Genomic DNA, 11,813 nt, shown 5'->3' with positions numbered 1-11,813 from the left:
GGCACCGGCCTGCTGGGGGGCGGCGGCCTCCTGGGCCGGCGGTTGCGGGGCGGCCGGTTGCGGGACCGGCGGTTGCGGGGCGGCTGCCTGAGGGGTGCCGGTGAAAATGGGTTCGGTCACGATCGGTGGACCTCGCTCTCCAGGGTGTCGAGACTCCGGGCGAGCTCGGTGAGCTGGCCGTCGTCGGCGGGCGGGGGCCCGTACAGCAGGTGCGCGACCTGCTCGGTCGATCTGCCGGTGGCGGCGGCCACGGCGTCGGTCACGGTGGTGGCATCGGCGGACCGGGTCAGGCCGAGGCGGAGCGCCATGCGATGCGCCGCGGACGCCCGCAGGCCCGCCGCCGCGTGGCCGCGGGCCCGGACCGCACGGTACAGGCGGGCGCGGCCGCGCATGGTCTCGGCGGACCGCACCAGCACCGGAAGCGGCTCGGTGACCAACGGCCCGAGGCGGCGTCCGCGCCAGATCGCCAGGAACAGCGCGGTCAGCAGGAAGATCCAGGCGGCAGGCTCCATGGCACGGGGCAGTGGGTCGACCGCGCTGCCGGCCTCCCCGGCGCCGCCCTCACCGCCCTCGCCCGAACCGTCGGGGCCCTCGATCATGGAGGTGTCGAACAGGTCGGGGACGAACCAGGTGAGCTGCTCGCGAGCGCCGAGGGTCCAGAGGGCGAGCGCGGCGTTGCCCTCGTCGGTCACGGTGTCGTTGCGGACGAGCGAGGCGTCGTGGATCACATGGATCCAGCGCCCGCCGTCCTTGATCCGGACGTAGGCGAACCCGGATCCGTCGCCGGCGGGCCAGCACTTCTCGGCCTGGCCCGTCACGACGTTCAGCCCGGCGCCGAGCCGGATCTCCCCCGCCGCCCGCGCCGCCGGGGCACCGCACTGCGGGGCCGTCCGCCCCTCGCGGTTGCCCCAGGCCTCGACGCGTCCGCCGGTCAGCTCGTCGAGCGTGTCGGTGGACGGGGCGAGCAGCACGAGGTCCGACTTCACCTGCGCCAGCGCGTCGAGCTGGCCCGGCTCGAAGTAGCCGGGGTGGGGCGCCACGACCAGCGTCTCCCCCGCCGCGGCGGCGTCGTACGCCTCCTGGACGCTGTCCACCTCCGTGACCTCGACCCCGTGATCGCCGAGCACCTGCGCGACGGCGCGGGCACCCTCCGGGTCGGGGTTGTCGGGCGAGTAGGGGGTGTCCGACCCTGCGGGCCGCGTGAAGGCGAGCACGAAGACCAGCAGCGCGACAAGGACCAGGATGAGCGCGGTCCAGCCCACGGGCTTCCAGGGGAAACCGCGCCGTACAGGGCGGCCGACGACGACGGGCGCCCCCCCTCCCGCACCGCCGGCGGGGGGCGGGGCGACGACGGGCGCGTCCGGTACGGGAGGAGCGACGGGCGAGCTCATGAGACGGTCGCCTCCTCACGGACCACGCGGGCCGCGGCGACGGCGTCGTCGAGCTGCCGCAGGGTGGCGTCGTCCGCCCCGGAGGCCTCCAGCCCGCCGTACTCCACCTGGTCGAACAGCCCCGCGCCGAGCTGCAGCCGGGCCGCGAGCGCGGGCAGCTGCGCCCCGGCGTCGTTCGCCGCCTCCTGGGCCGTACGGCCCGGCCGGGGATCGATGATCGCGCGTTCCTCGCACGACCGCACCACGGCCCGGAAGCGCTCGACGACCGCGGCGGACCAGTCGCCGCCGCGGGCGGCGGCGTCGGCGGCGGCGCGCATCTGCGCCGCGGTCCGGTCGTCGTCCTTCTCGACGACGACGTCGGACTGCCGCGCGCGCCGCTCCCGGCGGACGGGACCCGCGACGAACCACGCGACGGCCAGCACGATCACCACCACGACCACGATCCCGATCGCGAGCTGGTTCCCCGGGACCCCGGCGCCCTGCAGGTTCAGGCTGTCCAGCCACGCCAGGACGGCGTCCAGGAGCTGCTGCAGGAGGCTGCGGTCGTCGGCGTACTCGGCCCGCTGCAGCTCGGTCTCGAGCCAGTCACGGGCCTCGTCGCGGCCCGGTGCGACCGGGGGTTCGGCGAGCAGAGTCATCGGTCCGCGGCCGCCGCCGCGAGCTGGACGTCCAGGCCCTCCCGGCGCATCCGCGTGTCGATGTACAGCAGCGCGACGACTGCGCCCAGGAAGATCGTCGTCAGCAGGGTCGAGACGAGCATCGTCAGGACATAGGTGATCTGCATCAGGATCGGGTCCGCCGTGATCATCACGAAGCCCATGAGGAAGCCGACCGGGGCGGAGATGATCTGGCTCAGGAAGTACAGGATGAAGTTGGTGAGCAGGTAGATCCCGAGGGTGCGCCAGAACACCCCCTTCGTCAGCTGCCAGCCCCGCCCCGCCGTGGCCCAGAACCCCTGGCGCTCGAGCACCAGCGCGGGCGCGATGAGCAGCAGCTTGGTGGTGAACCAGGCCACGAACACGATCCAGCCGATCATGGCCAGGACGACGCCGAGCACACCGACGCCCGTGTCGATCGCGAACATCCCGACGACCAGGGCGACGAGGGCGGCCAGCACCAGGAGGGTCGCGAGACCTTGCAGCAGGCCCAGCCCGACGAGGAACAACCAGCGCGGCCCCACGCGCCGCCATGCCTCGGCCAGCGTGAGCTTGCGGCCGATCGCCGACTCGCTGACCGCCACGGCCACGCCGCCCTGCGCGAGGGGAGCGGCGAGCACGTAGGTGAACAGCGTCCCGAACATGGACCCGTAGAGGCCCGGGATCAGCCCGGTCATGCCCTGCAGCGTCGCGAGGTCCTCGGGGCTCGACGAGGGATCGTTCGCCGCGACATCGGCGAGGTCACCCCAGAGGTCCGCGAAGATCGAGGTGAGAGGCAGGCTGATCACCGCGCCGATCACGGAGGCGATGGTCAGGACCAGCGTCGTGAACCCGATGACCACGCCGGGGTTGTGCCGCACCGCCTGGAACGCGCCGTCGTAGATCTCCCCGAGCGAGAGCGGGCGCAGCGGGATGATCCCGGGCTTGTCCGTGGGGAGCGTGAACACGGCGTGCTGCTGCCCGTTCCCGGGCTGCCCGCCGTTCTGCGGCTGCCCGCCCGGCTGCCGGCCGTACTGCGGCTGACCGTACTGTCCTTGGCCGTACTGACCCTGACCGTACTGGCCCTGTCCGTACTGCGGGGAGGGCGCCGACTGCGGCGCCGCGGGCTCGTCCGCGCCGTATCCGGGCGCGTACTGGCCGTAGCGCGGCGGCTCGCCCCACCCGTGCTGGGCAGGCGTACCCGAGCCATCGGGGTTGGCAGGCGTCGTCACAGGCGTGTCTCCCGGGTCTCGGTAGGGCTCCGGCACAGCATTTCCCAGCACATCACGGCGCGTCGTCCGGCGCGCGGTCGCAACACTACAACGCGCCACTGACAGGGAGGACAAAACCCGACACAGTCCGGCCTTTGCGCAGGAAATTCACCCACCGGATGCGCGCGGGGCGGGCAGGGAACGACGGCGGGGTCAGTCCCGCAGATCGGGCACGGCGTACGGCAGCCGGTGCAGCAGGCCCGCGTGCTCCTCGGCCCGCGCCTGGCGCAGCCGCGCCGCCTCCCGCTCGCGTTCGCGCCGCTCGGAGAGCACCGCGTGCAGGAACATCTCCGGCGGCGTCCCCTGCGGCGGCCCGGGCGCCACGTACGGCTCGATCCGCCCCGCGAGATCGTCCGCCAGCCGCAGCCGGGACGGCGGCGCCAGCTTGTGCGCCCGCCCGAGGAACTGCCGCGCGGCAAGCGCCAGGCCGTCCGGCAGCCGGCGCATGTCGCTCGCGCCCGCCCAGGCCTCCAGCTCGCGCGGCATGACGATCGGGGCCGACGGCGGGTGCCCGCCCCGCACCCGCACCACGTACGTCCCGGCGGCGAGGTCCCCGAGCCGCTTCCCGCGCCGGTTGATCAGCGAGGTGATCAGCGCGAGGGCGCCTCCGGAGAGCCAGATGTCGAAGATCCCCACCAGCGCGCGGACGAAGGCCTGCCGGAAGCGGACGGGCCCGCCGTCGTCCCGCACGACACGGATCCCGGCGGCGAGCTTGCCCACGGAGCGCCCCCGGGTCATGGTCTCGACGGCCGTCGGGATCCCGACCCAGACGACGACCACCACGACGACGTTGGCGATCATCAGCGCGTCGTAGCCGGCGTCGCCCCGCACGAACTGCTCGCCCAGCCACGCGGCGGCCAGCCAGAAGGCGCCGATCAGCACCACGCCGAGGATGATCACGTCGAGCAGGATCGCGAGCGCCCGCGAGAGGAAGCCCGCGGGGCGCGCGTCGAGCATCACGCCCTCGCCGATGACGATGCCGTCGTACACGTGCTCTCCTCGCTCACGGACTCTGGGGGCCAACGCAGAATCTACGGGACTCCCCGACCGTGCGGCAGACTATCGGCCGTGGACATCGACGCCTTCATCGCCGTGCACTCGCCCGAGTGGGACCGCCTGGACGAGCTGTCGCGCCGCCGGCGGCTCGACGGCGCGGAGGCGGACGAGCTGGTGCGGCTCTACCAGGCCGTCGCGACGCACCTGTCCACGGCGCGCTCGGCGGCGCCGGATCCGGCGCTCGTCACGCGCCTGTCGGAGGTCCTGGTGCGGGCCCGCACCAAGATCGCCGGGGCGCACGAGCCGGCCTGGCGCGGCGTCGTCCGCTTCGCGACGGTCTCCGCGCCCGCCGCCCTGTACCGGATCCGCTGGTGGACGCATGCGGTCACGGTGGGATTCCTGGTGGTGGCCGTCGTCTCCGGGGTGCACGTCGCACTGAACGAGGACGTGCTGAACTCGTTCATGTCCCCGAGCGCCCAGGAGAAGTACGTCGACTACGAGTTCGAGGACTACTACGAGCCCGGGCCCGGTTTCACCGGCCTGGTCTGGACGAACAACTTCTGGATCACCTGGCAGTGCATCGGCGGCGGGATCACGGGGTTCTTCCCGTTGTACGTGCTGTGGCAGAACGCGATCGGCGTCGGGTCCACGGGCGGCATGATGGCGGCGCACGGCGAGCTGGACCGCTTCCTCAGCCTCATCGCCCCGCACGGCCTGCTCGAGCTGACCTGCATCTTCGTCGCCGGCGCCGCGGGCCTCCGCCTCTTCTGGAGCTGGATCGACCCCGGCCCCCTCAAGCGTTCGACGTCGCTCGCCCGCGAGGGCCGCGCCCTGGTCACCGTCGCCGTCGTGCTCATGGTGGCCCTGGGCGTCTCGGGCCTCGTCGAGGGCTTCGTCACGGGCTCGGACCTGTTCTGGTGGCTGAAGATCCTCATCGGCATGGTCGCGCTCGCCGCGTTCTGGACCTACACGTACGTCCTCGGCGGCCGCGCGGTGCGCGACGGCGAGACGGGCGACCTCTCCGCCGACGAGGCGGGCGCCTACGCGGTCACCGCCGGCTGACCCGAGGCGGGGCGCCCTGGCCGCCGGCCGACCCGGGGCCGGGCGCCGTCACCGCGAGCCGGCCCGAGGGCGGAGCTCTGTCACCGCCGCGTCACCGCCGCCCGCCACCCGGCCCCCTGGCGCGAAAGCGTCAGCCGCCTCGCAAATGGCGGAATTCCGCCACTTCCAGTACTCCCGATGTGGGCGTAAGTTGCCTGTGAGTCCCGGACCACAGGGACTCGTTCCAATCCCAAGGGAGCTACCCACATGCGTATGCGTTTCCCCCGCCACGCACGCGGCCTCGCCGCCGCGTCCGTGGCGGCAATCGCCGCCCTGTCGCTCGGCGTCCCCGCGAGCGCCGGCGCCGCGGACGAGCCGCCGTCGACGCCCGTCCCGATCGTCACGCCCGACGGCGAGACGTTCTCGTACGTGGTCAACGCCACGGGCGCGACGCACGGCCTGACCGACCGGGTCAAGAAGGCCGTCAAGGCGGCCGACGGCGTCGTCGTGCAGGCCTGGCCGCAGATCGGCGTCGTCGTCGCGCACTCCACGAACGGGTCGTTCCGGGACGACGTCGTCTCGGGGCCGCACCAGTCCGCGATCGAGTCGGTCGGTGCGACACGGACCGCCACCGTGTCCGAGGGCACGCCCGAGTCCGTGCTGCCGTCGTCGAGCGCGCTCCGGAGCGCGACGTCCGACGACGCCACCTCCGCCGCGACGGCGGACGCGTCGACGGACGAGGAGTTCGCCGCGATGGTCGACGTCGACCCGCGCGAGTCCGAGCAGTGGGACATGGCGATGATCAAGGCCGACGAGGCGCACGAGATCACGGACGGCCGGCGTGACGTCGTCGTCGGCGTGCTGGACTCCGGCATCGAGGCGGACCACCCCGACCTCGTCGGCCAGGTCGCCGCGGACCTGTCCGTCAACTGCACCGACGCGGGCCGCGTCGACCGCTCCGCCACGGGCTGGCTGCCGACGACGTCGTCGCACGGCACGCACGTGGCCGGGACGGTCGCGGCCGCGCGCAACGGCGTGGGCATCGTGGGCGTGGCGCCGGGTGTGACCATGGCGTCGGTCAAGGTCGTGAACGACGACGGGTACATCTACCCCGAGTACGCGATCTGCGGCTTCGTGTGGTCCGGCCTGAAGGGCATGGACGTGACGAACAACAGCTACTACGTCGACCCGTTCATGTACTGGTGCTCGGACCAGCCGGACGAGGCCGCGGCCAAGGAGGCCGTTACCCGCGCGGTGGACTTCGCCACGCACCGCGGCGTCGTCCACGCCGCTGCCGCCGGCAACGCCGCGACCGACCTGTCGAACAACACGACGGACGCCTCCAGCCCGAACGACTCGACCGCGGTCGAGCGGGTCATCAACTCGGGCTGCGAGGACATCCCGACGGAGCTGGACGGTGTCGTGACGGTGTCGGCGATCGACAGCGCCGCGAACCTGGCGGCGTTCTCGAACCGCGGTCTCGGCGAGATCGACGTCGCCGCCCCCGGCGCGCAGATCCTGTCGACGGTCACAGGCCACGGCTACGCGCTGTACAACGGCACGTCGATGGCGTCCCCGCACGTCGCGGGCGTGCTCGCGCTGATGAAGTCGGCGCACCCGGACTGGTCGCCGGAGCGGATGGAGCGCAAGATCCGCTCCCAGGCCGACGACCACGAGTGCGGTCCGGTGACCCGCGGCCCCGCCTGCGTGGGTGACCTGGACGAGAACTCGTTCTACGGCGACGGCATCACCGACGCCCTGGACGCGGTCCAGCGCCGCTGACCGACCTGACGGACGCGGAACGGCCTGGCGGGTCACCCCGCCAGGCCGTTCCGTGTTCCGGGACCGGTCGTTCCCGGACCGGTTCCGGCACTACTTGAGGGTGCCGCCCAGCAGACGCTCCCTGAGGATCGGCAGGGCCGTCATGACGTAGGTGTTCGTCACGTGCGAGCCCTGGCGGTAGACCAGGACGTCGCCGATCACGGCCGGGCAGACCTGCTCGTTGCACATGAAGTCGGCCACCTTGACGAACTTCACCGCGGGCACCTTCTTGACCGCGGCGAGCTGGGCGGGCGTGCCGCTGCCCGCCGTCCCCTTCGCGCGGTCGAACGCGCAGGCCGAGAGCTGGTCCAGGTGCTCGGCGACGCACTCGTACACGTCGCCGTCGACGCCGACGGGCGCCGGGTTGTCCTGCAGCGCGACCACCTTGATGCCAGCGCCTACGAGGCGCTGCCAGGCCCGGACCGTGCCGTCCACCATGGTGGCCTGCGACAGCTTGCCCGTCGCGGGGTCGATGGCCTGGCTGTGCCGCTGGGACACGATCACCGCCGTGGGCTTCATCTCGACCAGCTCGTCGAGCAGCGCCGTGTTGTATGTCTGGCAGTCGGGGTACGGGCGCCCCTCGAGCTCCGGCATCGCGTCGTACAGCCCGCACGACGACTTGGTGGCCACCAGCAGGCGCCAGCCCTTCTCCCGGGCGATCGCGTCGATCGCGTCGACCCACTGCAGGGCCTTGGAGTCCCCGGCGAGGACGACCGTCCTGGTGCCGTCCGGATCCCCGAACTCGCAGTAGTTCGGCACGACGGCGTCGAAGGGCGCCTGGCAGTCGTGCGCGTAGGCGCCGGGCACGTCGTCGGGCGCGTCCACCGGCTGCGGCGCCATGGCGTCGACCGACTCCACCACCTCGATGCCCTGCAGCTGGCCGTCACCGCCCTTCTTCAGGGCGGCGGCGCCGTCGACCTCCTCCTGCGAGACCGTCTCGACCTGCGGCACCGCGCGCGTGAGCGCGTAGCCCGCCGCGCCGCCCACCAGCGAGAGCACCAGCGCCATCGTCATCGTCCGGGCCACCGACCGCGCGAACGCCGGGGAGTGCCGGATCGGGTTCTCGACCAGCTTCAGCGACAACCACGACGGGATGATCGCCGCGACGACGACGAGCGTCCCGGTGAGCGCGTCCGGCTTGCCCCACAGGTTCGCCGCGCCGATCAGCAGCGGCCAGTGCCACAGGTACAGCGAGTACGACATCCCGCCGATCCACACCATGGGCTTCCAGGACAGCAGGCCCGGCGAGCCGCCCGACGAGCCGGCGATGATCACGGCCGCGGTGCCGAGCGTCGGCAGGAGCGCGAGGGATCCGGGCCAGGCCACCGTCTTGTGCAGCACGAGCGCGCTGCCGACGATGACCGCCAGGCCGCCCCACCCCAGGACGTACGCGGCCACCCGCGGGATCTTCGTCCACAGCGCCGCCCCGACCGCGACGAACGCGCCGATCGCGAGCTCCCACAGCCGCGTCGTGGTGACGAAGTAGGCCTGCGCGGGCAGGTTCGCCGTCGCCACGATCGACCAGACCAGGGACGGCACGGCCACGAACGACAGCCCCACCGCCATGGCCGGCCGGAGCTTCGCGCCGGTGTACCGCACGACCAGCAGCACCAGCAGCAGCACCAGCGGCCAGACGATGTAGAACTGCTCCTCCACCGCCAGGGACCAGAAGTGCTGCACCGGGGACTGCGAGGTCCCCTCGGCCAGGTAGTCCACCGAGCGGTCGGCGAGGCGCCAGTTCACGAGGTAGATCGCGGCGGCCACGATGTCGCCGCCGAACGTCTCGAACTCGACCACGGCGCCGGTGAGCCAGGTGATCAGCGCCGTCACCACGAGGACCAGCGCCGCGGCGGGCAGCAGCCGCTTCGCGCGGCGCGAGTAGAAGTTCGGCAGCGAGATCCGCCCGGTGTTCTCCGCCTCCCGGATCAGCAGGCCGGTGATGAGGAACCCCGACAGCACGAAGAACACGTCGACACCGACGAAGCCGCCCGGGATCACCGTGATTCCCGCGTGGTACAGGAGCACGAGGCCGACGGCGACCGCGCGCAGTCCCTCGATGTCGGGACGGAACCCCGTCTTCGCCGGGGCCGCGACCCGCCCTTCCGGCAACGTCGAGGTCGAGTCTGTCGACAGAGAATTCGTCAGTGTCATCGTTCTCCAGGATGCGCCACGGGCGGGCTCGTTCGCATGTTCCGAGGGCGAGGGGTCTGCGCCACCTCGCATACAAAACCCCGAGCGTATCGGGAGGTCCGGCCAGGACGAAAACGCGCGCGCCCGCCCGGCCCCGAACCGCGCGCCCGGGGACGCCCGGCGCCCGGCCGCCCGGCCCGCGGCACGGCCCGATAGGATGACACGTCGCCGCACGACGTCAGAAACGGATCCGAAGTCACTCATGAGCAGTGCACGCACCGACCTCCCTGCCCTCGCCGACGCGATCCTCGCGCTGCGCGTCCCTCCGGCCGGCGTCGTCGGCTCGGCCCTGCGCTCGGAGTCCGACGACCACCGCGAGCTCCTCGCCCGGATCCGCGACCGCGCCGAGAACTGGGCCCGCCCCAGCTGGGCGGCCGCCCACGCCCACTCGTTCTCCGGCCTGGCGATGACCGACGCCGAGCGCGACGCGGCGCTCACGGAACTCCTCGAGGTGGCCCGGCGCAAGCCGAAGGCGCTGAACGGCACGCAGGCGACCCTGCTGGCGGAACTGCTCGTCGAGTCCGGCCGCACCGGCGAGCTGGCGGGCCTGCTGGGCAAGCTGCCGCTGGACGCCCGCGCCCTGCTGCGGATCCGCGCGGACCTGGCCAACCCGTGGGTCGACGCCACCTCGACCGAGGAGGCATGGACCGAGCAGTTCACCGCCCTGCTCTCCGGCCTCACCCCGATCACGCTGGCGCCCGCCGACGGCGCGGACACGCCGTTCGACCGCCTCCGCGGCACCGCGGTCCCCGGGAGCGTGCACGGCGAGCTCGTCAGCGTCGTCGTCAGCTCCTTCCGGCCCGGCCCGGACCTCCTGACCGCGGTGCGCTCGCTCGCGGACCAGACGTGGGCCGAGCTGGAGATCCTCGTGGTCGACGACGCCTCGGGCCCGGAGTACGCCGCGATCTACGCCCAGGCCGAGGCCCTGGACCCGCGCGTGCGCGTCCTCACGCAGGACCCGAACGCCGGCACGTACGCCGCCCGCAACCTCTCCGTCGACCAGGCTCGCGGCGCGTACGTCACCTTCCACGACTCGGACGACTGGGCCCACCCCGAGCGCATCGAACGCCAGGTCGCGCTCCTGGAGAGCTCTCCCGACATCTCCGCGGTCCGCACGGGCGCCTTCAAGCTCACCGAGGACCTGGTCCTCGCCCGGCGCCGCAACCTCAACGAGATGCCCGGCCCGCCCACCCTGATGTTCCGCCGCGCGCAGGTGTGGCCGCTGCTCGGCGCGTTCGACACGGTCCGCAAGGCCGCCGACACCGAGTTCCAGCTCCGCATCGAGAGCGCCGTCCCGGGCGAGCTCGCCGACGTCGCCGAGCCGCTGCTCTTCATGCGCATGGGCGCGGGCTCGCTCTCCCGCGACGACTTCCGGCACGGCTGGCGCCACTCGGCCCGCCTCGTCTACCAGTCCGCCGCACGCGCCTGGCACCGCGAGATCCGGGCCGGCGCGGCCTCCCCGTTCATCGACCGCGACGGCCCGCGGACCTTCCCGAGCCCGCGCAAGTTCCTCCGGGCCCCGGAGCCGGCCGCGCCGTTCGACGCCGTCGTCCTCGCCGACTGGCGTCACGACGGCCCGCGCGAACGTGACGCCCTGACCTGGATCGAGCGCCTCGCCGACGCCGGGCACCGCATCGGCCTCGTCAACGTCGAGGGCGTCAACCTCGACGGCGGCGGCGCCCAGGAGCTCCTGCGCCCGGCCCAGCGCCTCGTCGCCCGCGGCGCCGTCGAGCACCTCCCCTGGGACGAGGAGATCACGGCGGCCGCGGCGGTCGCCGCCGACCCCACCGCCCTCTCGTTCCTCCCCCGCACGCCCCCGGGCCTGCGGACCACCCGGATGGTCGTCCTGACCGACCGGCTCCCGGAAACCCCCGGCGCCGCCCTGTCCACGTACGACCCGGCCCACGTCGCCGCGGCGGCGGCCCGCTTCGGCGCCACCGAGGTCGCCTGGACCCGCCGCGGCACGATCGGCCTCCCGGCGGAGCTCCGGGGCACGGCCGCCACGCTCCCGGTCGCCTTCACCCCGGCCCCCGCCCCGGCGCTGCGCAAGCCGTCCCCGGTCACCGCGGTCGTCGTCGTGGACGACGACGCCGCCGGCCTGGACGCCACCACCGCCGCGATCCGGGCCCTCCTGGACGACGGCCGCGACGTCCGCCTCCGCGTCACCCCGCACCAGCGCCGCACCCTCGTCCCCGCGCTCGCCGGCGCGGCGGCCGGCCCGGTCCTCTTCGCGCCCAAGGACATCGCGTTCCCCACGCTCCTGGCCACGGCCACCGACGTCGTCCTCCTGGGCACGACGACGCCGACCGCCTGCCACCGCCTCGCCGCCGAGGCCCGGGCGGCGGGCGCCACGGTCACGGCCCCGGCCGGCACGCCGGCGGGAGCCCTGACGTCCCCGGACGAGGAGTCGGCGGCCCTGAAGACCTGGTTCGCCGAGATCACCGCCACCAGCTGAACCCATGAACCGA

8 protein-coding genes are annotated in these 11,813 nt (G+C 73.4%); 3 read left to right on the top strand and 5 right to left on the bottom strand.

The window, feature by feature from the left end:
- Positions 1–116: 116 nt before the first annotated feature.
- The 4 genes from ABD208_RS09900 to ABD208_RS09885 all read right to left on the bottom strand — a co-directional run bounded on the left by ABD208_RS09900 (position 117) and on the right by ABD208_RS09885 (position 4,287).
- The gene (locus ABD208_RS09900; RefSeq protein ID WP_344102092.1) at positions 117–1,391 is read right to left on the bottom strand and encodes a DUF4350 domain-containing protein; all 1,275 of its coding nucleotides are present in this window, start codon (positions 1,389–1,391) and stop codon (positions 117–119) included.
- Positions 1,388–2,029, bottom strand: coding sequence for a DUF4129 domain-containing protein (locus ABD208_RS09895; RefSeq protein ID WP_344102090.1), 642 nt, complete (start codon positions 2,027–2,029; stop codon positions 1,388–1,390). The genes ABD208_RS09900 and ABD208_RS09895 overlap by 4 nt, the downstream gene beginning before the upstream one ends.
- A complete protein-coding gene (locus ABD208_RS09890) occupies positions 2,026–3,258 on the bottom strand; it encodes a hypothetical protein (RefSeq protein WP_344102088.1) in 1,233 nt (410 codons plus the stop codon). Before ABD208_RS09890 ends, ABD208_RS09895 begins: the two co-directional genes overlap by 4 nt.
- Positions 3,259–3,450: 192 nt before the next feature.
- A complete protein-coding gene (locus tag ABD208_RS09885; protein WP_344102086.1) occupies positions 3,451–4,287 on the bottom strand; it encodes an RDD family protein in 837 nt (278 codons plus the stop codon).
- A 78-nt stretch (positions 4,288–4,365) separates the two neighbouring features.
- On the opposite strand from ABD208_RS09885, the gene ABD208_RS09880 reads away from it, so the two are divergent.
- On the top strand, positions 4,366–5,355 hold the full coding sequence (locus ABD208_RS09880; protein WP_344102085.1) for a stage II sporulation protein M: 990 nt from the start codon (positions 4,366–4,368) through the stop codon (positions 5,353–5,355).
- Between the two features lie 246 nt (positions 5,356–5,601).
- Positions 5,602–7,116: a S8 family peptidase gene (locus ABD208_RS09875; RefSeq protein WP_344102083.1), complete on the top strand. Its 1,515-nt coding sequence runs from the start codon at positions 5,602–5,604 to the stop codon at positions 7,114–7,116.
- Between the two features lie 90 nt (positions 7,117–7,206).
- On the opposite strand, the gene ABD208_RS09870 is transcribed toward ABD208_RS09875, so the two are convergent.
- The gene (locus tag ABD208_RS09870) at positions 7,207–9,306 is read right to left on the bottom strand and encodes an acyltransferase family protein (RefSeq protein WP_344102081.1); all 2,100 of its coding nucleotides are present in this window, start codon (positions 9,304–9,306) and stop codon (positions 7,207–7,209) included.
- Positions 9,307–9,547: 241 nt separating this feature from the next.
- Between ABD208_RS09870 and ABD208_RS09865 the strand changes: the two genes are divergently transcribed.
- Positions 9,548–11,800, top strand: coding sequence for a glycosyltransferase (locus ABD208_RS09865; protein ID WP_344102079.1), 2,253 nt, complete (start codon positions 9,548–9,550; stop codon positions 11,798–11,800).
- The last annotated feature ends 13 nt before the right edge of the window (positions 11,801–11,813 follow it).

The sequence above is a fragment of the Myceligenerans crystallogenes genome, from assembly GCF_039529775.1.
Classification (GTDB): domain Bacteria; phylum Actinomycetota; class Actinomycetes; order Actinomycetales; family Cellulomonadaceae; genus Myceligenerans; species Myceligenerans crystallogenes.
This window is presented reverse-complemented; position numbering and strand designations above follow the sequence as displayed.